At 44.5% G+C, this 26,861-nt stretch carries 29 protein-coding genes; all 29 read right to left on the bottom strand.

Going from position 1 to position 26,861, the window contains the following annotated elements:
• Positions 1 to 7 precede the first annotated feature (7 nt).
• The 29 genes from flhB to sucD all read right to left on the bottom strand — a co-directional run bounded on the left by flhB (position 8) and on the right by sucD (position 26,820).
• Complete coding sequence (gene flhB, locus MHH25_RS11470; protein WP_179086416.1) at positions 8 to 1,090, bottom strand: flagellar biosynthesis protein FlhB; 1,083 nt, start codon at positions 1,088 to 1,090, stop codon at positions 8 to 10.
• A 23-nt stretch (positions 1,091 to 1,113) separates the two neighbouring features.
• A complete protein-coding gene (gene fliR / locus MHH25_RS11465) occupies positions 1,114 to 1,902 on the bottom strand; it encodes a flagellar biosynthetic protein FliR (protein ID WP_036609353.1) in 789 nt (262 codons plus the stop codon).
• Between the two features lie 10 nt (positions 1,903 to 1,912).
• Positions 1,913 to 2,182 carry a flagellar biosynthesis protein FliQ gene (fliQ, locus tag MHH25_RS11460; RefSeq protein WP_017689172.1) on the bottom strand — a complete coding sequence of 90 codons (270 nt, stop codon included), beginning with the start codon at positions 2,180 to 2,182 and terminating at the stop codon, positions 1,913 to 1,915.
• Between the two features lie 25 nt (positions 2,183 to 2,207).
• Complete coding sequence (gene fliP / locus MHH25_RS11455; RefSeq protein WP_036609355.1) at positions 2,208 to 2,963, bottom strand: flagellar type III secretion system pore protein FliP; 756 nt, start codon at positions 2,961 to 2,963, stop codon at positions 2,208 to 2,210.
• Positions 2,960 to 3,496 (bottom strand): flagellar biosynthetic protein FliO, encoded by a 537-nt coding sequence (locus tag MHH25_RS11450; protein ID WP_100529395.1) that lies wholly within the window; start codon positions 3,494 to 3,496, stop codon positions 2,960 to 2,962. Before MHH25_RS11450 ends, fliP begins: the two co-directional genes overlap by 4 nt.
• Before the next feature lie 11 nt (positions 3,497 to 3,507).
• Complete coding sequence (locus tag MHH25_RS11445; RefSeq protein WP_017689175.1) at positions 3,508 to 3,873, bottom strand: response regulator; 366 nt, start codon at positions 3,871 to 3,873, stop codon at positions 3,508 to 3,510.
• A gap of 28 nt (positions 3,874 to 3,901) precedes the next feature.
• Positions 3,902 to 5,176 (bottom strand): flagellar motor switch phosphatase FliY, encoded by a 1,275-nt coding sequence (gene fliY, locus MHH25_RS11440; protein WP_036609358.1) that lies wholly within the window; start codon positions 5,174 to 5,176, stop codon positions 3,902 to 3,904.
• A complete protein-coding gene (gene fliM, locus MHH25_RS11435) occupies positions 5,166 to 6,164 on the bottom strand; it encodes a flagellar motor switch protein FliM (RefSeq protein WP_036609359.1) in 999 nt (332 codons plus the stop codon). Before fliM ends, fliY begins: the two co-directional genes overlap by 11 nt.
• Before the next feature lie 40 nt (positions 6,165 to 6,204).
• On the bottom strand, positions 6,205 to 6,666 hold the full coding sequence (locus tag MHH25_RS11430) for a flagellar basal body-associated FliL family protein (protein WP_036609360.1): 462 nt from the start codon (positions 6,664 to 6,666) through the stop codon (positions 6,205 to 6,207).
• The gene (locus tag MHH25_RS11425; RefSeq protein WP_017689179.1) at positions 6,666 to 6,887 is read right to left on the bottom strand and encodes a flagellar FlbD family protein; all 222 of its coding nucleotides are present in this window, start codon (positions 6,885 to 6,887) and stop codon (positions 6,666 to 6,668) included. Before MHH25_RS11425 ends, MHH25_RS11430 begins: the two co-directional genes overlap by 1 nt.
• Before the next feature lie 68 nt (positions 6,888 to 6,955).
• Positions 6,956 to 7,774 (bottom strand): flagellar basal body rod protein FlgG, encoded by an 819-nt coding sequence (flgG, locus tag MHH25_RS11420; RefSeq protein ID WP_036609361.1) that lies wholly within the window; start codon positions 7,772 to 7,774, stop codon positions 6,956 to 6,958.
• 81 nt (positions 7,775 to 7,855) lie between these two features.
• Positions 7,856 to 8,239 (bottom strand): TIGR02530 family flagellar biosynthesis protein, encoded by a 384-nt coding sequence (locus tag MHH25_RS11415; RefSeq protein ID WP_047842481.1) that lies wholly within the window; start codon positions 8,237 to 8,239, stop codon positions 7,856 to 7,858.
• Positions 8,236 to 8,793 carry a flagellar hook capping FlgD N-terminal domain-containing protein gene (locus tag MHH25_RS11410; RefSeq protein WP_017689182.1) on the bottom strand — a complete coding sequence of 186 codons (558 nt, stop codon included), beginning with the start codon at positions 8,791 to 8,793 and terminating at the stop codon, positions 8,236 to 8,238. Before MHH25_RS11410 ends, MHH25_RS11415 begins: the two co-directional genes overlap by 4 nt.
• A 19-nt stretch (positions 8,794 to 8,812) precedes the next feature.
• Positions 8,813 to 10,204 (bottom strand): flagellar hook-length control protein FliK, encoded by a 1,392-nt coding sequence (locus MHH25_RS11405; RefSeq protein ID WP_340020008.1) that lies wholly within the window; start codon positions 10,202 to 10,204, stop codon positions 8,813 to 8,815.
• Between the two features lie 39 nt (positions 10,205 to 10,243).
• Positions 10,244 to 11,185 (bottom strand): DUF4088 family protein, encoded by a 942-nt coding sequence (locus MHH25_RS11400; protein ID WP_221824181.1) that lies wholly within the window; start codon positions 11,183 to 11,185, stop codon positions 10,244 to 10,246.
• Positions 11,186 to 11,228: 43 nt separating this feature from the next.
• Entirely contained in the window at positions 11,229 to 11,681 is a 453-nt protein-coding gene (fliJ, locus tag MHH25_RS11395; RefSeq protein WP_036670362.1) for a flagellar export protein FliJ, read from the bottom strand.
• A gap of 11 nt (positions 11,682 to 11,692) precedes the next feature.
• Entirely contained in the window at positions 11,693 to 13,012 is a 1,320-nt protein-coding gene (gene fliI, locus MHH25_RS11390; protein WP_036609365.1) for a flagellar protein export ATPase FliI, read from the bottom strand.
• Positions 12,999 to 13,862: a FliH/SctL family protein gene (locus MHH25_RS11385; protein ID WP_340020007.1), complete on the bottom strand. Its 864-nt coding sequence runs from the start codon at positions 13,860 to 13,862 to the stop codon at positions 12,999 to 13,001. The genes fliI and MHH25_RS11385 overlap by 14 nt, the downstream gene beginning before the upstream one ends.
• Entirely contained in the window at positions 13,855 to 14,871 is a 1,017-nt protein-coding gene (gene fliG, locus MHH25_RS11380) for a flagellar motor switch protein FliG (RefSeq protein WP_036609368.1), read from the bottom strand. Before fliG ends, MHH25_RS11385 begins: the two co-directional genes overlap by 8 nt.
• Positions 14,872 to 14,882: 11 nt before the next feature.
• On the bottom strand, positions 14,883 to 16,466 hold the full coding sequence (gene fliF / locus MHH25_RS11375) for a flagellar basal-body MS-ring/collar protein FliF (RefSeq protein ID WP_036609370.1): 1,584 nt from the start codon (positions 16,464 to 16,466) through the stop codon (positions 14,883 to 14,885).
• Positions 16,467 to 16,603: 137 nt separating this feature from the next.
• The gene (fliE, locus tag MHH25_RS11370; protein WP_017689190.1) at positions 16,604 to 16,915 is read right to left on the bottom strand and encodes a flagellar hook-basal body complex protein FliE; all 312 of its coding nucleotides are present in this window, start codon (positions 16,913 to 16,915) and stop codon (positions 16,604 to 16,606) included.
• Positions 16,916 to 16,973: 58 nt separating this feature from the next.
• The gene (flgC, locus tag MHH25_RS11365) at positions 16,974 to 17,423 is read right to left on the bottom strand and encodes a flagellar basal body rod protein FlgC (protein WP_340020006.1); all 450 of its coding nucleotides are present in this window, start codon (positions 17,421 to 17,423) and stop codon (positions 16,974 to 16,976) included.
• A gap of 6 nt (positions 17,424 to 17,429) precedes the next feature.
• Positions 17,430 to 17,837 carry a flagellar basal body rod protein FlgB gene (gene flgB, locus MHH25_RS11360; protein ID WP_036670359.1) on the bottom strand — a complete coding sequence of 136 codons (408 nt, stop codon included), beginning with the start codon at positions 17,835 to 17,837 and terminating at the stop codon, positions 17,430 to 17,432.
• A gap of 981 nt (positions 17,838 to 18,818) precedes the next feature.
• A complete protein-coding gene (gene hslU, locus MHH25_RS11355; protein WP_036609375.1) occupies positions 18,819 to 20,219 on the bottom strand; it encodes an ATP-dependent protease ATPase subunit HslU in 1,401 nt (466 codons plus the stop codon).
• A 116-nt stretch (positions 20,220 to 20,335) separates the two neighbouring features.
• The gene (hslV, locus tag MHH25_RS11350; RefSeq protein ID WP_017689194.1) at positions 20,336 to 20,878 is read right to left on the bottom strand and encodes an ATP-dependent protease subunit HslV; all 543 of its coding nucleotides are present in this window, start codon (positions 20,876 to 20,878) and stop codon (positions 20,336 to 20,338) included.
• Positions 20,879 to 20,904: 26 nt separating this feature from the next.
• Positions 20,905 to 22,242 carry an FADH(2)-oxidizing methylenetetrahydrofolate--tRNA-(uracil(54)-C(5))-methyltransferase TrmFO gene (gene trmFO / locus MHH25_RS11345; protein WP_036609377.1) on the bottom strand — a complete coding sequence of 446 codons (1,338 nt, stop codon included), beginning with the start codon at positions 22,240 to 22,242 and terminating at the stop codon, positions 20,905 to 20,907.
• A gap of 57 nt (positions 22,243 to 22,299) precedes the next feature.
• Positions 22,300 to 24,399 (bottom strand): type I DNA topoisomerase, encoded by a 2,100-nt coding sequence (gene topA / locus MHH25_RS11340; protein ID WP_047842473.1) that lies wholly within the window; start codon positions 24,397 to 24,399, stop codon positions 22,300 to 22,302.
• 116 nt (positions 24,400 to 24,515) lie between these two features.
• Complete coding sequence (gene dprA, locus MHH25_RS11335; RefSeq protein WP_076326820.1) at positions 24,516 to 25,646, bottom strand: DNA-processing protein DprA; 1,131 nt, start codon at positions 25,644 to 25,646, stop codon at positions 24,516 to 24,518.
• Positions 25,647 to 25,890: 244 nt separating this feature from the next.
• The gene (sucD, locus tag MHH25_RS11330; protein WP_074094556.1) at positions 25,891 to 26,820 is read right to left on the bottom strand and encodes a succinate--CoA ligase subunit alpha; all 930 of its coding nucleotides are present in this window, start codon (positions 26,818 to 26,820) and stop codon (positions 25,891 to 25,893) included.
• Positions 26,821 to 26,861: the final 41 nt, after the last annotated feature.

Below are 26,861 nucleotides of genomic sequence, written 5' to 3'. Positions count from 1 at the left end.
TCCCCTTTTATTTCGTTCTGCCCTTTAGTTTATATACATAAGCCAGCACTTCAGCTACCGCTTGAAACAAATCGGCCGGTATAGCGTCACCAATCTCGGCTCTCTGGAACAATGCCCGTGCCAGCGGCTTGTTTTCCATCGTAATAACACCGTTTTCTTTGGCTATTTCCTTAATACGCAAGGCGACATAATCCTGACCTTTGGCAATAATCTGTGGTGCCTCCATCTCGGAACCTTCATACTTTAGCGCAACCGCAAAGTGGGTCGGGTTCGTGATGATCACATCCGCATTTGGCACTTCCTGCATCATGCGCTGCATAGCCATACGACGCTGGCGTTCCCGGATTTTACCTTTGATCAGCGGATCACCTTCCATTTTCTTGTACTCGTCTTTGATGTCTTGCTTGGACATACGAATCTTCTTCTCATGGTCATACTTTTGATACATGTAATCAAATATCGCAAGTATCATTAATGCCACTGCAATCTTGATACCAAGACTTAAAGTAATCGACGCAGCGAAATGTAAAATAGCATCCAATGAAAAATGAGAAAGTGAAGCAATATCTGACTGGTAGCCTTTAATTGTACTGTAAACGAGATAACCGATAAGCGACATTTTCAAAATGGATTTAGCAAATTCCACTAATGAGCGGAGAGAGAATATATTTTTGAAACCTTTAATCGGGTCCAGTTTCTCAAGTTTTGGCTTCAAACCTTCCCCTACAAGAAGAAAACCAACTTGCATGTAGTTAACGATCAAAGCAACCAGGAACGCACCCAGCAAAACGGGAGCGATCAATAACAAAACTTCAATGCCATAGCGCATCATAAGCGCCATCACATTCTCTCCGGTGATATCCATACTCAATCGATTGATGAAGATATCTGTAAACAGACGAACTATACGTTCTTTATAGAAATTGCTGAATACCATCATGATCAAAAACACGATTAGGAGAATGGATGCGCCAGATAGTTCAGCGCTTTTTACAACCTGTCCTTTTTTTCGTGTATCCTGTCTCTTTTTCGGGGTAGCTTTCTCCGTCTTCTCCCCTGAAAACAACTGGAGGTCGAGTTGAAGTTTCATCCGTGTCTTTTCCTCCGTTTCACTCAGCCGGGCCTTTGTCCAATGGTTCCAAGCAATTTTTCCATCGATCTGAATATCGCTTCGAACAATTGACTAAATACAAAGGAGAAACTGGGAACCAGCAAAAGCAAAATAGCAAGACCAACGAGTAACTTAAGCGGCAACCCAACTGCAAATACATTAAATTGAGGAGCAGTTTTGGCCAAAAAACCCAATCCAACATCCGTCAAAAACAACGCAACTACAATCGGAGCCGACATCTGAAAAGCCAGCATAAATGATTGACCTAAGGTCTGAATCAAAAATTCAGCAATACTTCCATCTGCCAACCGTAGGAAAAACACATTAGATAATGGTACCCACCGGTAACTGTAAACTATCGCATCCAGCAAATAATGGTGACCATTCATCGTTAGAAACAGAAGCATAGCAAATGCATACTTCAAGTTACCCGTAAGTGGAGCGGAAGCACCTGTCATTGGATCGTATACATTGGCCATACCAAAACCGATCTGTAGATCGATAAAGGTCCCCGCAGTCTGAACAGCCGTCATCAACAGATAAGCCACAAAACCTAAAAGCAGGCCAATTAGAATCTCTCTGATGATCAATAAGACATAACTCAGGTCTGTGGGTACGGTCTGGTCTATTCCGTAAATCAGATAGACAGATAATGTGACAAATGCAGAGATACCTATTTTAACTGAAGCCGGCACATTTCGAGCCGAAAAAACTGGCGCAGTTACAAAAAATGATGTGATTCGACAAAACATAAGCAGAGCGACAGGGAAACTTTGCAACAATGTCTCCATCTGCTAAAGCCTACCCTATGTATCTGTATAGATTATCGAGAATGTTAAACGTGAAATCGACCAAGATATTTAAGATCCAAGGTCCAAACAAAAGTACTGACAGAAGTACGGCAACAATCTTGGGCACAAAAGCTAATGTTTGTTCCTGAATTTGAGTTGTCGCTTGAAAAATACTGATTGCAAGTCCTACAACCAGAGCTAGTATAAGCATAGGTGCGCTGGCCAGCAATGACGTGTATACCGCTTTCCCGGCCAGACCGATAATAAATTCCGAAGTCATGACCGTCCTCCTTTAACTTTCCGGATCAAGTGTTAAAACTCAGTAACAGTGACTTGACAACCAGATACCACCCGTCCACAAGGACAAAGAGCAGTATTTTGAAAGGTAATGAGATCATGACCGGCGGAAGCATCATCATCCCCATTGCCATGAGTGTACTCGCGACAACAATGTCTATAACCAGAAACGGAATAAAAATCATAAACCCCATCTGGAATGCTGTCTTCAACTCACTGATTACATATGCCGGCACCATAACAGTAATGGGGATATCCTGATAGGTCTTTGGTTGTTCAGTCTGATTGTACTTCATAAACAGCAGAAGATCTTTTTCTCTGGTGTGACTAAACATAAATTTCTTCATGGGATCCGCTGCTTTTTCAAGTGCCTCGGTTTGCGTAAGCTCTCCCTGGAGATAGGGCTGAAGCGCTACCTGATTTATGGAAGACAACGTCGGCGACATAATGAAAAGTGTCAGAAATAGCGCCAAACCGACCAGCACCTGATTGGGTGGCATTTGTTGTGTACCCAAAGATGTACGTATAAAACCGAGCACAATTACAATCCGGGTAAAACTGGTCATCAGTACAAGCATTGCTGGAGCAATACTAAGCACTGTAATTAACAGAATGATGGACAGTGAACTCGTGCTTGGTGTCCCTCCATCACCGTTTCCAATCTGAATATCAATATTCGGAATGGGTTCGGCAAAGGCAACCGTTACAGATGCCAGACTGATAAGTCCTAATAAACAACACGCTAACCAAATCTTTTTCTTCATGAATCCCTCGACCGATCTGTAGTATTGTCTTTATCCAGGAGCTTTTCCATCTTCTCTTTACGGTTAGGCATCTGCCGAAGTTTGGATTCAAACATTTCGTGAAAAGAAGTTGTGTCCTCTAGTTCCATTTCCCGCGGCGGTTCTTCTTTACGGAAACGTTTTGTGAGCTTGGCAATGAGAGGTGAGAGATTTCCTTGTTGTGCAGCAGCATCTCGTTCGAAGGAATCAATGATTCTTTGGGCCTCTTCCAAATCCGAAACCTTATCTATCAACTGGATGTCTTCACCTACACCAAGCAGATATACACACCCACCAATTTCCATAATTTGCAACGACTTGTTTTGCCCCAGTCCAACTCCGCCCAGGGTACGAATTGTGCCGTGCCGGAACATTTGCTGATTCCTTTTGTTTAGAAAACGGATCAGATAAACAATAAGGGCCAGGATGACGGCCAGGACAACAATCACCCATACAAGCTGTAAATAATAATTACTTCCCACGCCAGCTCCTCCTGGAATATCACCCTGAGCCATCATCATGTCTCTTAAACGCCCAGTGTCTTGCTGATCGCTTCGATAACCCGGTCAGATTGGAACGGTTTAACGATAAAGTCTTTAGCACCTGCTTGAATAGCGTCGATTACCATCGCTTGTTGACCCATCGCGGAGCACATAATTACTTTAGCGTTAGCATCAATCTTCTTGATTTCTTTCAAAGCTGCAATGCCGTCCATCTCAGGCATCGTAATATCCATTGTGATTAGATCCGGACGAAGCTCTTTAAATTTCTCAATTGCTTGTGAGCCATCCTGTGCCTCACCAACAACCTCATATCCATTTTTGGACAAAATGTCCCGGATCATCATTCTCATAAATGCAGCGTCGTCTACGACTAAAATTCGGTTTGCCATCTTGATTCAAGTCCTCCCTAAATTGTGCTTATTGTAATTTCTGAATACGGTCCCATTGGCTAACGATATCTATAACACGAACACCAAAGTTTTCGTCAATAACGACAACTTCTCCCTTGGCGATCAGTTTGTTATTCACCAAAATATCGACAGGTTCCCCGGCTAACTTATCCAGTTCGACAATCGAACCCTGTGACAGTTCCAAAATATCTTTAATTTGCTTCTGGGTCCTTCCTAATTCTACGGTGACCTTAAGGGGAATGTCCATCAATAAATTCAAATTGTTTTCGTCTACCTGACCATACGCCCCATTTTGCAAATTGGCGAATTGAACTGGTTGTACGTTAACATTCCTATTTGGCATTCCACCGTAATGTTGAGGTGCACCATAAGGTTGCTGCGGTGGCATGCCATACGGCTGCTGTGGCGGCATTCCTTGAGGCATACCCATCGGGGCCTGTCCATATCCGTTATAGTCCTGAGCAGGCTGTTGTGGAGCCTGTGGAGCCTGTTGGTGCTGAACGGGCGGCTGCTCCGCAACCGGTGGTGGCGTTGCTGGTACAGCTGCTGGCGCAGGTTCAGGTGTTGATGCCACTGGTGCGCTGGCAGTTGACTCCTGAGCGCCTCCAATCAGCATATCTACCATGCTTTTGGCAAAATGTACTGGAAGCAACTGCATCAGATTGGAATCGATCAGATCCCCGATTAACAAACGAAATGAAACTTGGATAAGTGTCTCATCTGCTGGAAGATTACTTACACCCTCTCCACTCTCCAGATTGAGAATATCGATTCCCGGAGGGGAAATATTCACAAAACGATTAAAAATCGTGGACATTGAGGTTGCAGAGGAACCCATCATCTGGTTCATCGCTTCCTGTACTGCACTAATATGGATTTCATTCAGTTCTTCATCGACCGGATTTCCTTCTCCACCCAACATCAAATCAGCGATGACTTGGGCATCTCTCTTCTTGATAACAAGTGAGTTAATACCTTCGAATCCATCCACGTAATTCACATGAACGGCAACATGTGGCTTAGGAAAAGCTTCTTCAAACTGCGTTCGACTAATGATAGAAACTTTAGGTGTTGTAATATCTACTTTGAGGCCTAATAGCGTGGATAAGGCTGTTGCCGCGCTACCAAATGTAATGTTACCAATCTCCCCCAAGGCATCCTGCTCCAGCTCGGTCAAAAAATCATCAACCGTCTTTTCAGCGGGTTCCGAGCTGTTTATCGATTCCGATTGCCTGAGCAAAGCATCGATTTCTTCTTGGGATAAATAATCCTTACTCGTCAAATTCTTCAACTCCTTCGGTGACAATCTTGTCTATTTGCACAGCCACACGGTCTTTGATTGTCCCCGGACTGCCCATGTATTTCAGTTTGTCACCCACTTTTATGGAAAGTCCCTCATCAACTGGTTTGTTCAACGTAATGACATCGCCAACGGACAGACCCAGAAATTCTGCAATTGAAATTCTCGATTCTCCCAATTCCGCAACGATTGGTAACTTGGCTTTGTTTACACGCTCTTTTAGAGCATCATACTCCTCCGGAGCTCTCGTTTTCTTCTCCGAAACAAACCACTGATGAGTTGACAACCGTGACATAATAGGTTCAAGAACGACATGCGGTATACATAGATTGATCATGCCTGTCGTGTCACCAATTTTGGTACTGAGCGAGATCAGAGCAATGGTCTCATTGGGAGATACAATCTGCATAAATTGCGGATTGGTCTCGAGCGCTTCCATCCTTGGGGAGATATCCAACACAGTTTTCCATGCTTCCTGCAAACTTTCAAATGCTCGGCTGAATATCCGCTCCATGATGGTCGTCTCAATCTCCGTCATGGATGCGATCTTGGTTGGAGCAATTCCGGTTCCACCAAGCAGGCGATCCAACATCGCATATCCCACGTTTGGATGGACTTCCATCACCATTCGTCCCTGTAGTGGCTCCGCTTCAAAAATGTTCAATATCGTCATCTTAGGAATAGAACGGATAAACTCATCATAAGGCAACTGTTCGACCTGAACGACATTGATTTGAACGAACGTCCGCAGTTGGGCTGAAAAATAAGTGGTGAGAAAGCGTGCAAAGTTTTCGTGAATACGAGTCAAGCTTCTGATATGGTCTTTGGAAAAACGCACTGCCCGCTTAAAATCGTACGATCTGATTTTCTTCTGAGTTTCTTCCTTCTTCAATTCTTCTGCGTCCATTTCACCAGAAGAAAGGGCTGCTAATAGGGCGTCAATCTCATTTTGTGATAATACATCCACCATGTTCTCACCCCCTTACAGGTCTACAGCGTGTTCTGTTCATTTACATTGGCGCCATTACAAAAGCTGAAAAACTGGTGCTGCTCAACTTACCTTCAGGTAAAGCTTCATTAATTAGTCCCGTCAATCTCTCATTAAATTGTACGCGGCCCTTCGCTGTAGCCAGCTCCTCAGACTTTGTATCCGCAAACGTCTGAATGATAATAGGCTTCACTGTAATTTCTTTGATTTTCTCGAAATCTTCTTTGGCTGTTTTGTCTGACAACTTGAATGAGAAGCTGACAACTACAACATGATCCGTATCAGCCAAATTGGTTTTAATTTCTCCAAGCTCAGAGGAAACCTCTACAATCTCATCCGCAGTCATCTTCTTAGCTTCTGAGGCTGCCGCCGTATGTGTGTCGTCCTTATTCCCGTTCTGTCCTTGCATAAATACAAACACAACCACCACAATGAGTGTTATCGCCAGCAACATTGTTGCAAGCCAGGGCATCATTTTTTTCATCAGGATTCCTCCGTTTGCTGCACTTTAATAGTGGCTGCCTGAACCCCGATTTCACGGTTGTAATCTTTAATCTTGGAAATAACGTCAGCGGCTTTTTCAAGCACAATCAGTCTCTTTCCAGTTACCAGAGTAATATACGTATCCGGCGTCTCTTCCACAATTTCAACCATCAGCGCATTTAACCACATGGGAGAACCATTTAACCGCGTAACCGAAATCATGCTAAGCCCCCTTAATCAGAGTGGGAGGAGCAAGCTCCCCCACGTTTTAAAAATTCATTAATCAGTTATTAACGTTTCAGGTTAACAACTTCCTGAAGTATTTCATCCGACGTTGTAATGATTCGGGAGTTTGCCTGGAATCCACGTTGAGCTACGATCATCTCAGTAAACTCTCCAGTCAGATCCACGTTAGACATCTCGAGCTGTCCAGCAATGATTGCTCCTGTTCCGTCCTCAGCACTGTTCGCTGTTAAAGGATCAAGAGTACCGTCAGGATTTGCGTTAGCTGTCATCCGGTATAGGTTACCCCCTATTTTTTCCAATCCTTCAGGGTTAACTACCTTCCCTATTCCAATTTGAGTATCGCCTTCGATTGTTCCATCAGCCATTGTCTGATTAATCATACCGTTCTGTCCGATTGTGAATGAAACAACATCATCCCCAATTGTAATGGGCTCTCCCTCACTACTTAAGACGAACAAACCATCTGAAGTTACAAGATTTCGAGCAGCATCAACATGGAAATCCCCTGCACGTGTCAAGTAAGGAATTTCCTGATCTCCACCCAAGGAGACAAGAAAAAAGCCATCTCCGTTAATACGTAAGTCTGTCGGATTGTTTGTAGTCATTGGGCTTCCTGCGAGATGCAGTGTATCTATAGATCCCACAGATACACCCAAACCGATTTGCTTTGCATTCACACCACCAGATGGAGCATCAGTTGGGGCAGTTACCCCTGCCGTTGTTTGGCTCATAATATCTTTGAACATAACCCGACTGCCTTTGAAGCCAACCGTGTTTACGTTCGCAATATTGTTACCAATTACGTCGAGTTTTGTTTGGAAACCCCGCATCCCGGAAACGCCTGAGTACATTGATTTCAACATTTTTAAAAATCCTCCCAGTCTTCATTTGGTTACCGCATCAGTCGGTCAGCGGCATTCCGGCTCCCGAGAAGGGCCAGCCGGTCAAGAAATGATTACGGCACTATCAATCTGAGTGAACACATTATCCTTCATGCTTTCACTATCCATAGCTGTAACCACAGTACGATTTTTGACATTGACGATAAAAGCCATATCCTGCATTAAAATCAATGACTCTTTGGCTCCTTTGGCAGCAGCTTTGTCCAAAGCAGAACCAATCTGTTCCATTTGCTCAGTCTTGAGTTCAATACCACGCTGTTCCAATCGCTTGGCAGCATGATTGCTCAATTTCAGAAGATTATCTTCCAGTACTTTTGCAAAAGGTTTTTCGGGTATAGCCGAAGCTTCTCCCGTTTTGGGTCTTTGAAGCATATTCGGTGTAATCGGGCCTGCGTATAATTGTCCAACCGTTATGCGATCACTCATATCGTTTTCCCGCTATCTTCCGTATCACCCGTTTCAGCGGATGATTCAACTTCCTGGCTCTCGTTCGTTTCAGGAGTTACATCCTGAACGTTCTGTACTGGAGTTTGACTCTCTTCTGCCTGTTTTGGATAATTCACCTGAATGATCTCATCCAGCTTAATCTCGTCGTTGCCCACTTTTGCGTATTGAACGCTATCTCTTACAATGATGGAATCTACAATACCCTGACGAAGAGTTCCGTTATCATCTTTATTAGAAGAAAGCCAACTTACCTCCATGCCAATCATACCGGATACAGCACCAAGGGACTGGTTCAATGTTTTAAGCTGCGTAGAAATATTGACCAGTTGTTCCACTGAGCTGAACTGTGCCATTTGAGCGATAAATTCCTTATCCTCCATTGGCTGCATCGGGTCTTGATTTTGCAGCTGGGTAATCAGGATTTTTAGAAACTGATCTTTACCCAATTCTTTTGTTGCAGCACTTGTGGTTGCTTTATTGGCTGCCGAATAGTTCGGCCAGGTATTATTCATTGAAACATTTTCATTAGCCATTTACTCACCTCATTTCTATTTAAGCCTCAGCACTAAACGTATCTCTCTGTAATTCGTTTCCTTCGACTTGCTCGCTACGCCAGTTACGCAATTCTTCTTGAATCCCTGCTGTAGCTATAGCATCATCCGATTGTTCCTCACGCTCACGCGAACGGCGTTGTTGTTGAGAGTTACTTCCCGGCTGACGGCCTCCGTCCTGATACATCTGTGATCCGATTGAACTGTTCTGGGTAACCTCAAGTCGTTCCACTTGAATTCCCTGGGCTTGAAGTGAAGAACGTAGCTGCGTCATTTGTTGTTCAAGCATGTCTTTAGCCATCGTATGTTCAGTCATAAACCGTGCAACCAACTGCCCGTTCTGCAAGGTAATTTGAACATCCAATTTACCTAGATGCTCAGGCCGAAGTGAGATGGTCGCCTCGGAAAATCCTTTTTGCTGGACAATATCCAGCTTATTAACAACAAACTGTGTCATTTCCTTGGCAAACTGTGATGTTTGCATTACAGGTTCAGCCGGTTTTCCTGCTGTAGTACCTGATGAACGCAAGGACAGCTCTCCTGCAGTAATGATGGTTGAGTGTTCCACTTCTCCACCTGCATTTGAAGCAGATGTTGTCTCAGTCTCAGCTTTTACCTGGGTTCCAGAATTCGCCACTGCCGCAACAAGAACTTGTGGTATGACCGAATCCTGTTTGGATGTTTGAAGCGAAGTACTTGGAGCGACTTGTGCAGTCTGATCCTTAACTGCAGTCAATGTATCCAGGAGGGATTTCAGTTCAGTCCATCCTTTGTTACTAGTGGTATCCACTCCAGCCTCTTGAAGCTGACTCTGCAGAGATTGTAACAAATGTTTGAATTCAGGAGCGTTCTTCGCAACGTTACTCTCAGGATCATTCATTCCAGCTACTAATTGTGTAAGCATATCTTGCAGAACAAAACGTACTGCTGCCGGATGCTGCGACAGTTCAATTGCGGGTACTGTTTTTACGCTTTCCGCTCCGTTCGAAGACTCGTCGGAACCTTCTTCATTAGTACCTGAAGGATTAGTTAATTGTGTATACATCTGTTGAATCTGAGTTTGCAAACCTGCAAGTAGAGCTGGGTCATTTTCCAAAGCTTCGTCAAGTGAATCCAAGTCCGTGAACAACGAATTCAGTATATCCGTGATTGTTGATGCCGTTTCTCCTTCTTCACTTGTAGCAAAGGAAAACAACAACGGATTGGCAGTTAGACTTCCAGTAGCGCTTGAACTATCACCTTCTGTGTTTCCTCCAGATAGCGATTGTGCAAGAGTTTGGAGAAATTCACCGCTAGCACCTGCAACTGAACCTTTCGATTGTGCTCCGGTTGTCTGACCTGCTCCTGTTGCTTTTGCAGTTGCTGTGGATGCCATTTGATATACAATCGACATTTATTTTCACCTCCTCTCGGTTAAACAGTGCAATCAGGTCTACTTGTTGCCCATTAATTTGTTCAAAATTTTTGCAGTTTCAACCGAGTCCTCTGAAGACATGTTCTCAAGCAATTGAGAGCGTGTTGCATCATCTACTGAATTCAGGATGGTCAATGTTTTGTCAGGACTTAACTTGTATGTTTCCAATAATAACTTGGCACCACTTGAAGCAGACATCGAAGCAAATGTTTGACTAAGCTGGTTTTTATCCAGGTTTTTGCTTGTGGTTGTGGATGCAGTTGAAGTTGCTGCGGTTTCTTTCTTCAATCTGGATTGCAGCGCATCCAGTGCCAGATCCCCGGACGGTTTAGCATCCTTCATCATCATGGTGACATCGGCTGCTGTTTTCGGGTCCATCTTTTCAAGCACCTTGGTCCGAGCAGATGACTGCATGGCATTCAACAACAATACCATTTCCTCATTCGTCATATTTTGCAAAATCGGTGCAGCTTTGCTTGGGCTCATGTCAGCATACATTTTAGCCAAATCTTTGATTTGTTTCTGATAATCGGATTCCGTTTCCGGCGTTGCTGCTGTAGCCGTTTCAGCCGCTTTTTCCGCATCATCCAACTTCTTCTGAAGGTCTGTTGCTTTCTTCGCTTCAGTTGTTGTCGCTTCCTGTGCTGCCTTAAGTTCTGTTTCTTTTGCCGTAACTTGGGACTTCAGCTTTTCAATTGTCGCTTCAGCACTTTCAACCTGCTGCTCACTTTTCTCCAGCTTATCTTTCTCAGGGTCCAGCACAGGATCAGGTACCCATTCCTTAACTACCGGTATCTTGTTGGCGAATTCAAACAAATTATTACGAATATCTACATTAAATAGCGTAAGTAGTACACCTAGTAATACCACGGTGAATACAATCGGGATAGAAATCATGAGAAACTTTTCCCAACCGCCTCCCGACTCTTTTTCCATGTCGCTATCATCTTTAACAGCCATCGTTCATTCCTCCTTCACGAGACAACTTCGCGTCCGGCTCACATCAATTCGCGCGTCCGGCTTTGGCAGCGAAGCGTACAGTAGCCATCTCGTCCAGATCGTTCTGTTCCCGGAGGAGCATCTCCTGCTGAAATTTGATTTTTGCCTTGTCTCTCGCTCCAAGCCATACTTTTTCATCAACCATCTTACCGTTCAGAAACGTCTGATTCCGTTGCACATTGACCTGAGCATGTTTAACATCACTGTTTTTGCGTGAAATGCACTCGTCAAGGTGATGTACATAACGCTGCATCTCCTGCAGACTGTTTACAGACGCTGTATTTTCCGTAGCAGATTGGATAATGCCGATCAGATTACTTCTATCATTAAGAAGTTGTATCAGATGTTCTTCCTCCGTCTGAAGTTTACCGATCGCTGTGGATAACATCCACTCTGCCTGTGTTTTTTCATTACTCTTCAGGTCAACAACTTTCTGGAAATGATATCGAAATTTCATCGTTTACCCATTCATCTCCTTGCAAATTCAAGAATCAAACGTTCCTGTACTTCACTTAAAGTGACTTTCTCGTCGACTTTCTGCTTGGTAAAGTTCCATATACTATCAATCTGGTCTATCGATTCATCTATGGCTGCATTTGATCCCCGCTGGTAAGCTCCAATATTGATCAAATCTTCCGATTCTTTGTACACAGCCATCAAACGTTTCATATTATTAACGGCTTCCAACTGCTCTTCCGGAGCAATATCCTTCATAACACGGCTTATGCTGGCTAACACATCAATCGCTGGAAAATGACCTTTATTTGCAATGGATCGATTTAACACAATGTGTCCATCCAGAATACCCCTTACCGCATCCGCGATTGGTTCATTCATGTCATCCCCATCGACCAGAACGGTGTAAAAGGCTGTAATCGAACCGGTAGGTCCTGTACCCGCCCGTTCAAGCAGTTTGGGCAAACTTGCAAAAACCGATGGCGTATATCCTCTCATTGCCGGAGGTTCGCCTACGGCCAGACCCACTTCCCTTTGTGCCATCGCATATCGGGTTACCGAATCCATCATGAGCATCACGTTCATTCCACGATCTCGGAAATACTCTGCAATAGTGGTCGCAATAACTGCTCCCTTAATCCGAATCAGGGCAGGCTGATCTGAAGTTGCAACAATGACTACGGAACGTTCCAGTCCTTCTGGACCCAGATCCCGTTCAATAAAGTCACGTACCTCACGTCCACGCTCACCCACTAGTGCGATGACATTGACATCTGCTGCTGTATTACGAGCGATCATGCCCATCAATGTACTCTTACCAACACCAGAACCGGCAAAAATACCTACACGCTGTCCCTTACCTACGGTCAACAATCCGTCGATAGCTCTTACACCAACACCCATCGTTTCAAGTACACGCGGACGATCCATTGGATTAACCGGTGTATTGGAGGTAGAGTACATCGGCATTCTGGATGGAAGGAGGGAACCGTCCAGCGGTTGTCCGAGTCCGTCCAATACTTTACCGAGCAATTCGGAGCCTACCTGAACGCCGAGTGGTTTACCCGTACCTACTACATCGCAACCAGGACCGATGGATTGAAGTTCACCCAGTGGCATCAGCAGCACTTTGTTATCTCGAAACCCAACAACTTCGGCCTGAAGAGGCTTGGCCGATTTACCAGGATAGATATAACATACGTCACCGATACTTGCATCTGGCCCTTCTGACTCCACCATAAGACCAATGACCTGAGTAACTTTGCCGTTAATACGAACAGGATCGAATTGGCGCAAATGTTCCATATATCGCTGTGAACTAAGAACCTTCATGTTGATTTTTTCGCTCCTCATCCTCAAGTGCTATGCGGACCAGTTCTTTTTTAATCTCTGCAAGCTGTGTATCAATTCTCGCATCTACACTTCCGAACGAAGAACGAATGACACATCCCTTATCTTTGACCGTTGAATCAGGCAAAATCTGCAATTCTGCCTGAGAGTCAATGGAAAGAGACAATTCTTCACGAGCTGCCTGTACAAATGTAAACTGATCAGGTGCCACACAAAGTGTGATCAAGCCCTGCTCCCGCTTACGTGACAAACTCTGACGAATCAGTTCCAATGTATGATCGGGTTCAATGGTAAGTTGCTTATCAATGACTTTCTCAGCGATCCCGCAAGCGAGTTCCACGAGGAACGGTTCGGCTTCCTGAATGATCTGATCTTTAGCTACATAAGCTTCCTTGAGCACTTCTTGGGCTTCATTCATCATCTTTTCGATCTGCACCTGGAGATCCAGTTCAGCTTGTACTTTGCCTTCTTCAAAACCCTGTTGGAAACCTTGTGAACGTAGTGCTTCGGTCAGATGTTCATCCTGTTGTCGTTGTTCCTGCCACCAGCTATCGATCTGTTCACGGGCTTCTTGAAGCATGCGCTCCGCTTCTTCTGAAGCTTCACGTACTTGCTTTTCTGCAAACTCCTTGGCATCTTCCAGCATCTCTGCGGTGAGACGTTGTGTTTCTTCGTCCACGCGTGCTTGAAGCGTTTCTGCTTCAGAACCTTCAGCACTATCACCGTATAATTCCGTTTCAGACTCCTCAGTACCACCATAATGATGATGATTTTCAAGTTTTTTACGGTCATCAACGGGTACATACTGGAAAGACTTAATCAAATTAGACAATGATATCATCTCCTCCACCGCGTGCGATAATGATCTCACCGGCTTCTTCCAATCTGCGTATCGTTCCTACGATACGTGTCTGAGCTTCCTCAACATCACGCAATCGCACAGGTCCCATGAATTCCATCTCTTCTTTGAATGTCTCCGACATCCGTTTCGACATATTCCGGAACACGGCATCCCGAACTTCTTCGCTTGCCACTTTGAGTGCGAGTTGCAGATCTGCGTTGTCGATATCCCGAATAATGCGCTGAATCGAACGATCATCCACATTGACGATATCTTCGAATACAAACATGCGTTTTTTGATTTCCTCTGCAAGCTCCGGATCCTGAATCTCGAGTGAGTCCAAAATGGTACGCTCTGTCCCCCGATCGACTCCGTTCAGAATCTGAACGATCGATTCGATACCACCCGCATTCGTGTAATCCTGCGTTACGGTAGAAGATAGTTTTTGTTCCAGAACCCGCTCCACTTGAGAGATGACTTCCGGCGAAGTACTATCCATAACAGCCACCCGGCGAGCGACATCTGCCTGTTTCTCTTGCGGCAAGGATGATAGAATCGCTGCTGCCTGTTCGAATTGCAGGTAAGACAGAACCAGGGCAATCGTTTGCGGGCTTTCATTCTGAATAAAGTTCAAAATTTGGTTCGGATCTGCTTTGCGCGCAAAGTCAAATGGTCTGACTTGCAGCGTAGCTGTCAAACGATTAATGACTTCAAGTGCTTTTGATGAACCCAGAGCTTTCTCCAAGATTTCTCTGGCGTAATTGATACCGCCCTGAGAGATATATTCCTGCGCCAGACAGATCTGGTGAAACTCGGCCATGATCATATCCTTTTCGGAAGAATCAACTTTGCGAACGTTGGCAATCTCCAACGTAAGTTGCTCGATCTCTTCGTCACGCAGATGTTTGAATATCTGAGCCGATACTTCCGGACCTAATGTAATCAACAATATTGCTGCTTTTTGTTTGCCAGTCAAACCTTGACTGCTTGCCTTTGCCAATGCGCTCACCTCTATTCGTCAGCCAGCCATGTACGCAGCAGATTGACGAATTCGTCTGGCTTTTTCTTGGCCAAACTCTCCAATTGTTTGCGCACCTGACTTTCGTTCGTTACACTGTCCAGCGTAATGGACGGGAACTCTGTTGCTATTGGAAGAGGAATCTCTTCTTCTTCGACTTCGTTTTGTTTGCGGCGACGGCGTACTAACAAAATAACTACCGCTGCGATCAATGCCGCTATGAGTGCGCCTCCACCCCACATCATCGTTGAGGAAAGCTGGAAACCTGTATTGTCTGCAGAGGCAGTCTGGAAGCCTTGTGACATGACTGAAACTTTCTTTGTCAGATCGGCGTCACTTATTACAGTGCCTGAGTCTGCCAGTGAAGCACGAACAATGTTAACCAAAATGTTCTCAATTGCGTCCTGAACCGGTCCCTGTAATTCTGTTTCTCCATTCGGTGGTTCAACTGCAACGTTAATGGTTAAGTCTTTTACAGTATACGGACTGGAAATAATATCCTTAGCGATTCGATTAACATCGTAGTTTATAGTGCTTGATGATTCTTCGGAGGTAGAGTTACCGGTTGCATCAGATGATGGGTAACCCGGAACTTCCTCTTGTCCTGTGCCAGCAACACCACCTGTTGGATTGCTTGCGCCAGTGTAGCTCTTTTGAATCTCCTGCACACTGATCTCGATGCCTTTCATATTATCTACATCAACAGGTGTGACCAGATTTTCCTTACGTGTTTCTTTGTCAAAATTAAGCTTGGAGGCTACCAAAACATTAACTTTGTCTTCGCCTACAATCTGGGAAAGGAATTGTTTTACGTTATTACGGACATCGTTTTCAAACTTTTTCTGTAGTGCCATGTTCTCTTGAACTTCGGAAGACAACCCGCCACTGCCACCTCGGGCAGTTGGGATCAATTCTGCTTCATCTGTGTTTGTAATTGTGATGTTCTCAACAGGCAGATTAGGAATTGCAGTCTTAACCAAGTTAAAGTAGCCATCTACCGCTGCCTGATTTGGATGATAACCCGGTTTGAATTGGAGAGCTACCGATGCTGATGCTTTGTCTTGTTCTTCTAAACCAGCAAAGATGTTATCTTTCGGCATATTAACCAGTACTTTAGCATCCTGTATCCCTTGCATCCGCTGAAGTAACTGTTCAACTTCTCCGTTTATAGCGTTGTTGTACTTTACATCAAACTCTTTATCCGTCATCCCGATGGGGGATGATGACTCCTCGAATGACTTATACCCTAATGAACCATTCTGAATAATCCCTTGAGATCCAACATTCACTTTTGCAATTGCAACACTTGTACTCGGTACGGATATGGTCTTGCCATCTGAACTTAATTTGTATGGAATGCTAGATGAATCGAGATAACTGATCACGCCCGCTGAATCACTTGCATTCAAATCTGTAAAAGCAACTTCATATTCCGTTTTGGACAATTGCATCGTGAGTACAACTGCAGCCAAAATCAGGAACAGGAAGGTGGATATAAATAATACTTTTTGCTTTTTGCTAAAACTATTCCAATACTGGGATGCCTTATCCCTGTACTGGGCGATTCTCTCATTCACTCTGTCACCCCATCCGAAACTTTGCTTAGTCTGTCCTTACTCAACCCTAGCCGTTTCATAGGTTGACGATCAGGAGCAGCATCGCAGCTGCTTTGTTGTAATGATCAGCGCTATTATCGAAGCGCAAGTAGGTTATTTTATAACTGCGTTCGCATAACTTCTTGGTATGCTTCGACCACTTTGTTTCGGACTTGAGTTGTGAGTTGTAGGCTTAACAAGGCCTGTTCTGAAGCAATCATTACTTGATCCACATTCGCTTTGCCGACCAAAAATTGATTCGACATTTCATGCGATTGAGCCTCCTGTGCTGCAACGGACCCTAATGCATTCTGTAAGTATGTACCGAAGCTCTGAATGGTTTCGGCTGGTGTAGAAGGCTTACTTTCGGTTGCACTCTTCATCTGTAGCGGTTGTATCCCCTGTGTGCTAAACATGTTGTTCTGAATCATTAATGTCCCTCCCCTTCATCCCTGGTTTGTATTTTTCTTATTTTCATTTTTAAGCAGATTATCTTCCAATCTCCAAAGCTTTGGAGATCATCGCTTTGGTTGAATTCAGTGCTGTTACGTTTGCTTCATATGAACGCGAAGCAGAGATCATGTCGACCATTTCTTTCGCAATATCCACATTAGGCATAAATACATATCCTTCTGCGTTTGCATCCGGATGAGAAGGGTCATACACAGGCTTCAGAGGTGACTGATCCTCGCGAATCTCCGTTACTCTTACGCCATCTCCTGAACCGCTACCTCTCATCTGATTTTGCAGCATCGTACCAAATGACGTTTTATTCGGCTCAAGCACAACAATTTTACGTTTGTAAGGGACCGCTTCACCATTGGATACGCTCGCGCGCGTAGTCTCTGCGTTGGCAATGTTGGAAGATATAACGTCCATCCGCAACCGTTGGGCTGTCAGAGCTGAGCTACTGATACTAAAACTATTACTAATGTTCAATTTAGGTTATCTCCCTTCCACGCCAACACGCATGATTTTAATTTGTTCGTTCACTTGCTGAATATAAGCGTTATAACGTAACTGATTCTCCGCCAGAAGACTCATTTCTCTGTCTATATCGACATTGTTTTCGTTGTTATTCATGGAGGTAGACTGGTCCATATTAACTACTGGCGTGGGTACGGAAGAGGAAGGACCTATGACAAAATGCCTTGCATCAGTTACTTTACCCTTAAGAACAGGCATATCTCCATTCATTTGCCCTTGCAACATTTCTTCAAAAGAAACGTCCGAGCGCTTGAAATACGGGGTATCGGCGTTCGCGATGTTGTCAGCAATTGTTCGTTGTCTGATATTGGACGCATCGAGTGCACCTTGCAATCTTTTAAAGCTGATATCGTTTAAAAGATTCACAATCTCCCTCCTCTCTTTAGAAGTTATGGAAAAAGATTGTATCTTTTCCCTTGAAAATTCTTATGTTTTTTTCGACAAAAACATTCGTCTTTACACGGTTTTCTAGGACTTAAGTAGAATTAACTCTGATGTTGTCGTATAACATAAGTTTCTTCGAGTTTGGGATTTATTACAATAAGAAAAAAGCCCTATCTTTTCTGAAAGACGGGGCTTTTTGTGTATTTTCTGCAAATTATGAATTTTTTCGTAAATGTTGGGGCCCAAAACAAAAGTATGTTAATACTCTCCCTTATTGTTCTTATACATTCTTAAAATAAAAAAAAAATTTTGAGTCTCAACATGAGCTTATAACGCCCGTAATTATGTATATTTCCGAATATTTCATAGTTGATAATGTTAGAATTTTTTGCCGTCATACTAAGGGTTTAAGGACAATATGATAGGTATACATACAAAGCTGTATATTAATCAATTGACAAATTATCTTTCAAGAATAAAGAAAACTCGTCTTGCCCACACAACACTTTCTTAACAATTCAGTGGGGTCTATATATTTTAATTTTAAGAAAAAAATTAGTGACTTCAAACTTTTCAATAATTCATCATTTTGCGCATTTACGCAACATTTACCAATCTGTCGACTAAACCGATGACCAGACTTGGAATAAGGAAAATTCTTTTAATGGGAATCATTGGGTATGGAATGGAAGAATAACTACCACTCCGATAGGTTTTAACTCCGGATACATGCGGCACAAGTCCTAGGTTTTGTCGATCCGTATAACAACCACACATCTTTTATCGGTTGTAACATCAAAATCCTTTAGATAGAAACAAAAATAAACGATATGCGCCAAGTAAGAGGGCCTTTGTGATTCGTTAAAGGATCGCGTCCCTTTGTCGATCACACAAATGTTCTCTACTCTCTTGCATACCGTTCATTTATAGCATCATTTTAACAACTGCATTGCTAGCCGCATGTTACAGGATATACTGGCTCAAATCACGATCAAGCGCAATATCATTTAATTTCTCCCGAACATACTCCGGAGTGATCACCATACGTTCCAGTGTAAGCTCAGGTGCCTCAAAGGATAAATCCTCCAAAAGCTTTTCAAGAATCGTATGCAATCGACGAGCACCTATATTTTCTGTATTTTGATTGACGGATTCAGCCAATTTGGCAATCTCGCGAATGGCCTCATCCGAGAACTCAATCTCAATATTCTCTGTCCGCAACAGATCAACATACTGCTTGGTCAGTGCATTTTGGGGTTCAGTCAGAATGGAAACAAACTCCTCCAGTGTTAGACTGCTTAGTTCCACACGAATTGGGAAGCGTCCCTGAAGCTCAGGAATCAAATCAGAGGGTTTGGCGACATGGAATGCGCCAGCTGCCATAAACAGAATATAATCCGTTTTGACAGGACCATATTTCGTCATTACTGTAGAGCCCTCTACGATAGGCAGTATGTCACGTTGCACACCTTCACGGGATACATCAGGACCACTACCGCGCCCTTGACTGGCGACCTTGTCAATTTCATCTATGAAAATGATACCTGTCTGCTCTGCTCGACGAATGGATTCTTGTGTAACATCATCCATATCGATCAATTTGCCTGCTTCTTCCTGGGTCAACACTTTGCGCGCTTCTTTGATGGCGAGCTTGCGCTTTTTCGTACGACGAGGTAAGAGGCTACCAAACATCTCCTGCATATTCATGCCCATCTGATCATTACCTTGTCCAGCAAACATGTCCATCATGTTAGGCGCAGTGTCTTCGACATCAATCTCAATGATGTCATCCTCCAGCTTGCCGGACAACAGATCAAACTTGATCTTACGGCGGCGTTCGGCAACCCCAGTATCCGGTTCTGGCTCATCCTGTTCCTGAACGTTGTTGCCATTATTACCAAAGATCATCTCAAAGGGATTACGCTGACTCTTGGACTTAGACTGTGAAGGAGCCAAAATATGTACAATTCGCTCATTGGCAGCTTCTTCAGCTTTGTCCTTCACTTTTTCAGTCCGCTCCAACTTCACCATCCGCAGTGATGTCTCAATCAGATCACGCACCATCGATTCAACGTCACGGCCAACGTAACCTACTTCAGTGAACTTGGTAGCTTCCACTTTCACAAATGGCGCACCTACCAGTTTAGCAAGGCGACGGGCGATTTCCGTTTTACCCACACCGGTAGGTCCAATCATCAAGATATTTTTAGGCACAATGTCGTCCTGAGTGTGCTCAGGCAAAAGGCTACGCCGATAACGATTACGAAGAGCTACCGCTACCGATTTTTTAGCTTTCTTTTGACCTACAATATACTTGTCAAGCTCTGCAACAATCTGTCTCGGTGTTAACGCTTGAGTATTCATATTGCTTCCCTCCTACCAGTATGTTGAATTTATTTTTCCTAACAAGGACAAAGAATCCCCTAGACGTCCTGGAGCAGATTACAGAATCATGCTCCACTACGGGAGATTTCTTTGGCTTATAACTCTTCTACAATAATATTATTATTGGTATATACACATAGCTCCGAGGCAATCTGAAGTGATTCACGCGCAATATCTTTCGCTTCCAGGTTTACTGCATGACGTTTCAACGCACGCGCAGCAGATAAGGCAAAGTTTCCACCTGATCCGATAGCAATAACGTCATCATCCGGTTCAATTATCTCCCCGCCGCCTGAAATGAGCAGCATACCTGATTTGTCCATCACAATCAAGAGTGCCTCAAGCTTACGCAAGATCCGATCCTGACGCCAATCCTTGGCAAGCTCTACAGCAGCACGTTGCAAGTTACCATGGTGCTCCTCGAGCTTACCTTCGAATTTCTCAAACAGGGTGATCGCATCCGCCACAGAACCAGCAAAGCCAGCAACAACCTGTCCGCGGTACAAACGTCTTACCTTCTTGGCTGTATTCTTCATCACAACACTTTGGCCCATGGTCACCTGACCATCTCCTGCGATTGCAGCCTTACCATTATGACGAACAGCACAGATCGTTGTAGCATGAAATGACATATCCATGATATCAGCATCCTCCCACGAATAATTTATACGCGTTCCGGAACAGTTAGACCTTCTGCCGCAGCAAAACTGGTGATGCCATCCAGGGCACGCTGTGCAAGAGCTTCATTTTTTTCCTTTTTGTTACGAATCTTCGTTTCAAGCTTCGGCAACAAACCAAAGTTTGCATTCATTGGTTGGAAGTGCTTGAAGTCAGCAGTTGTAATATACTGAGCCATACTGCCAAGTGTTGTTTCTACCGGCAATACTACCAGTTCCTGCCCAAGTGCTGCTTTGGCTGCGTTCATGCCGGCAATAAGCCCTGATGCAGCAGATTCCACATATCCTTCTACACCCGTCATCTGACCTGCAAAGAACAGGTTTGGACGCTCTTTAAACTGATACGTCGGAAGAAGCAGTTTAGGAGAGTTAATAAATGTATTACGGTGCATTACGCCATAACGAACGAACTCTGCATTTTCAAGTCCAGGAATAAGGGAAAAGACACGTTTCTGTTCTCCCCATTTCAGATGCGTCTGGAAGCCCACCAAGTTATACAGGGTTCCAGCTGCATTGTCCTGTCTAAGCTGAACAACCGCATGTGGCAACTCTCCTGTATGAGGGTTAACCAGACCTACCGGTTTCATTGGGCCAAACAGAGCCGTCTGTTTTCCGCGTTTCATCATCACTTCGATTGGCATACAGCCTTCAAAGTAGATTTCTTTCTCGAACTCTTTCAATTGAGCGACTTCAGCAGTAATGAGAGCTTCATAGAAGACATCAAACTCTTCTTCTGTCATCGGACAGTTCAGATATGCCGCTTCACCCTTATCATAACGGGAAGCCAGATACACTTTATTCATATCAATTGAATCTTTTTCGATGATCGGTGCAGCTGCATCATAGAAGTAGAAATACTCTTCCCCCATTAGTGCCTTGATTTGCTCAGACAAGGCAGGTGAGGTCAGCGGCCCCGTTGCAACAACAACGATGCCATCTTCCGGCAGAGAAGTTAATTCCTCATTCACCACTTCGATGAGCGGATGCTGGTGCAACGTGGATGTAATCTCACCTGAAAATCCATCCCGGTCCACAGCAAGCGCCCCACCTGCGGGAACTGCATGTTTGTCTGCTGCTGACAATACGAGAGAATTGAGCATTCTCATTTCTTCTTTTAACACACCCACTGCATTGGTCAATCCATTCGCACGAAGCGAGTTGCTACATACCAGTTCTGCAAATTTATCCGTATGATGGGCTGGCGTTTTCACAACAGGTCTCATCTCGTATAATTTCACGCGTACGCCGCGACTTGCAATCTGCCAGGCCGCTTCTGTTCCTGCCAGCCCGGCACCAATAACGGTTACTTGTTGTTCATTCGTCAAAATCATTTACCCCCATAAAACAATTTCAAAATTCACTAAATTTGATTCGCATATATATTAATCAGCTGATTCGTCATCCGGTTCATCCACCGGCTCCTGATGATCACATGAAGTACACTGCAATCGTGCTCCCTTTTTGTTCCGCTTTTCAATCATTAGCGATCCGCAACTTGGACATGGTTTGGCTGAAGGTCTGTCCCATGAGACAAAATCACATTCAGGATATTTGTCACAACCGTAGAAAATACGTCCTTTTTTGCTACGACGCTCAACAACATGACCTTCCTTACACTTCGGACAAGTCACGCCGATATCCTTGATAATCGGTTTGGTATTCCGGCAATCAGGGAAGCCCGAGCACGCAAGAAACTTGCCAAAACGTCCGAGTTTATAAACCAGCGGTTTGCCGCACTTCTCACAGATCTCATCGGATACTTCGTCTTCAATCTCGATTTCTTTCATTTCTTCTTCCGCAAACTCAAGGCGTTTCTCAAAAGATTCATAGAATTCTGCGAGTACTTTGACCCAATCCTCGGAACCTTCCTCCACATGGTCAAGGTCACCTTCCATGTTCGCGGTAAACTCTACATTCAGGATTTCAGGGAAAAACTCTTCCATCTGTTCGATGACCAGTTCACCCAGCTCGGTCGGCATGAATTTCTTTTCCTCAATTGCAACATATCCGCGCTTCTGAATGGTCTCCAGTGTTGGCGCATATGTACTCGGACGCCCTATACCCAATTCCTCAAGCGTCTTAACCAACCTTGCCTCCGTATATCGTGGTGGCGGTTGTGTAAAATGCTGTTTTGGCTCAATCTCCTGCTTCTCAAGCACATCTCCACTTTTCAACGGAGGCAGCAGACGATCTTCATCGGTTGTACCATCGTCGTTTCCTTCAACATATACCTTCATGAAACCTTGGAATCGTACCTTCGAACCTGCTGCACGGAAAATGGTGTCCCCCGCAGCAATATCTACAGAGAGTGTATCCAGAATAGCCGAAGACATTTGGCTCGCTACAAAACGTTCCCATACCAGTTTATACAACCGGAACTGATCGCGACTCATGAATGACTTGATTGAGTCAGGGTCACGCAAAATTGAAGTTGGACGAATCGCTTCATGCGCATCCTGAGCATTAGCTGCTTTTTTGGAATAGTTTCGTGGAGTCTCAGGTGCAAATGGCTCACCATACTTACCAACGATATATTCTTTGGCTTCTTCTTGTGCAGATGCCGCAATTCGTGTGGAGTCCGTACGCATATACGTGATGAGACCTACTGTGCCTTCTTTTCCAAGGTCTACACCTTCATATAGTTGTTGGGCGACCGACATCGTCTTTGAAGCTCTGAAATTCAATTTACGCGCCGCTTCCTGTTGCAGCGAACTTGTCGTAAACGGGGCGGAAGGGTTACGGCTCCGTTCTTTCTCTTTAACTTCCTTGATCGTAAAGTCTGCACCTTCGATCTGTTTCAGGATCGCTTGCACTTCCGCTTCACTGCCCAGCTCTGTTTTGGCCCCGTTCAGTTTATGAAACTTGGCTTCAAACGGATTGCCGTCTGCTGTCAGCTTGGCGGTAATGCTCCAGTATTCTTCCGGCTCAAAATCATCAATTTCATTTTCACGATCTAAAATGATTTTAACAGCCACGGACTGAACCCGGCCTGCAGACAAACCTTTTTTCACTTTCTTCCATAATAACGGACTAATTTTATATCCAACGAGCCGATCCAGAATACGTCTTGCCTGCTGCGCGTTAACCAAATCCATATTGATTTTCCGCGGCGTTTTGAACGCATCTTTGACCGCCTGTTTTGTAATTTCATTAAATACTACCCGGCAATCTGCCGTATCATCCAGTTCAAGGGCATGGGCCAAATGCCATGCGATAGCCTCACCTTCGCGATCCGGGTCAGCTGCGAGATACACTTTTTTCACTTTCTTCCGTGCATCCTTCAGTTCTTTCAAAATTGAACCTTTGCCGCGGATCGTAATATATTTCGGATTAAAATCATTCTCTACCTCAACGCCGATCTGACTCTTTGGCAAATCGCGAATATGCCCCATCGAAGCTTTTACGATGAACTTGCTGCCTAAATATTTGCCTATCGTCTTCGCCTTTGAGGGCGACTCCACGATTACGAGTGCATCCGCCATAGGTTCATCCTCCTCTCAGTCATGAAACTGTCATGAAACTGTTTCTGTAAGCTTATGCATAGTTAATAACTTCTGCTAATTATATATTTCCACGCACTACGTAGGTTGTAGCTTCGTCATACCCTCGCGTATTTAGTGCCTGGTAATTGGCTAATCTGCTTTTTTATGATTAAAGATAACAGAACTGAATGCAAATGTCCAAAATCCCAACCAAGCAGCTCAACCAGTTGATCCAATGATTGTTCTCCCTGTTCCAACAGATAAATCACACGTTGTTCATCTGGAGAGAGCTTAACCTCAGCGAATATCCCACGCCTGGAAGGCTCGCTTGTTTCGGTCGAACGTCCTCTATTGTAAGGAAGTTGTTCTGCATTTGGCAAGCCCAATCGATACTCTTCCAATACATCTGCTGCACAAGTGACCAATTTGGCCCCTTGACGGATAAGATTGTGTGCTCCCCGACTTTTCGGCGATGTAATAGGTCCAGGGACTGCAAATACATCCCTGCCTGCTTCAAGCGCAGCATCTGCTGTAATGAGTGAACCACTGCGAATGTCAGCCTCAACAACCAATGTTCCCAGTGTCAGACCGGCAATGATTCGATTCCGTTCCGGAAATAATCCCTGGCGCGCTCTCGTACCTGGTGGATATTCCGACAAAAGCAGCCCCGTCTCCGCGATTCGTTCAGCGAGGCTTGTATTTTCGGGTGGGTATATATTATCAATCCCTGTTCCGAATACTGCAATCGTTTTTCCTTTGGCACGTAGTACTGCCTCATGACATACGCTATCAATACCGCGGGCAAGCCCGCTTACAATCGTCAGTCCTGCATTGCATAATTGCTCTGCCAGCTTTTCTCCAACTTTGCGCCCATACACCGTTGGCATACGAGTTCCTACCATGGCAATAGACGAATTGTGTAGCAAACTAATATCCCCTCGAGCATACATTACCCAGGGAGGCTGAACGGTTTCCTTCATTAATATGGGATAATTCTGATCCAGATAAGTAATAACCTCTATCCCCTGATTGTAAACGTGTTCTCTTTTACTCTCAATCCAGTCGATAGTAAATTGGCTAGCCAAACGGGCAGCCTGATCTTTGCGCAAGCCTGCTGCGACCCAGTCGCTTTCCCCATAATTCAATAGATCGGGTAACTCATGTTGTCCCAGAATCAGTTTCGAGATTGTTTTCTTGCCAATACCCTCCATCTCATGCAACCCAAACAAGATCCATCTTTCTTTCATACCATAAACCTCCCAAAGCGGGAAGAGATCTTCCCTCATATTGTGTGTTAAGTGACCACGGAATGCAAGCGTTTACGCAGATGAGAGACAATTCCTCCCCCTTTTCCCGTAAAAAAAACGCAAAAAAGCAACCCTTCGCCCTGTTCAAGGACAAAAGGTTGCTTACCTTTTCCGTAACCATAATAGTCGGTCTACCAGAAATAAATCATTTCCGAGCCGTTTCTTCTATTATAACGAAAAAGAATTAATGTGTCGTGCACAAATTCAAAATACCGCGTTCCTCAAGTACACTCACCAAAGTCGAACCCATCTCAGCAGGAGTTGGTGCAACTTTGATTCCACATGATTCCAGCTTCGCAATCTTCTCTTTGGCTGTACCTTTACCGCCAGAGATAATAGCGCCAGCATGGCCCATCCGTTTGCCTGGAGGCGCTGTTACGCCACCGATAAAGCCAACAACCGGTTTGGTCATGTTTTCACGTACCCAATCTGCAGCATCCTCTTCAGCTGTACCACCAATCTCACCAATCATGATGACCGCATGAGTCTGTGGATCTTCATTGAACCGTTTGAGGATATCAATGAACTCCGAGCCTTTTACAGGGTCTCCCCCGATTCCTACAGCAGAAGATTGTCCAATGCCACGTGTCGTCAGTTGATGAACGGCTTCATAGGTAAGTGTTCCACTACGGGAAACAACGCCTACGTGCCCTGCCATATGGATATAACCAGGCATGATACCGATTTTACATTCGCCTGGTGTAATAACACCTGGACAGTTTGGTCCGATCAGGACAGTATCTTTACCTTCCATGAAGCGGTCAACCTTGATCATGTCAAGAACCGGAATACCTTCTGTAATACAGATCACGAGGTCCAGCTCAGCATCAACAGCTTCCATAATGGAATCTGCTGCAAATGCAGGAGGAACGTAAATGACGCTCGCTGTTGCGCCTGTAGCTTCCTTCGCTTCCTGCACAGTGTTGAACACCGGCAGACTAGCTACTGTACCGTCTTCCAACGTGATATCCACATTAGTTCCGCCTTTACCCGGTGTAACTCCGCCTACCATCTGGGTTCCGTAGTCCAATGCGCCCTTCGTGTGGAACATTCCCGTTGAACCCGTAATGCCTTGCGTAATGACTTTTGTATTTTTATCAATCAAAATACTCACGTTGCTTCACATCCTTACGGTTATTTTTCAATTCCCGGACA

The sequence above is a fragment of the Paenibacillus sp. FSL H3-0457 genome, from assembly GCF_037981725.1.
Lineage (GTDB): Bacteria > Bacillota > Bacilli > Paenibacillales > Paenibacillaceae > Paenibacillus > Paenibacillus amylolyticus.
The sequence above is the reverse complement of the archived record's forward strand: the minus strand, read 5'-3'. Positions and strand labels throughout refer to the sequence as shown.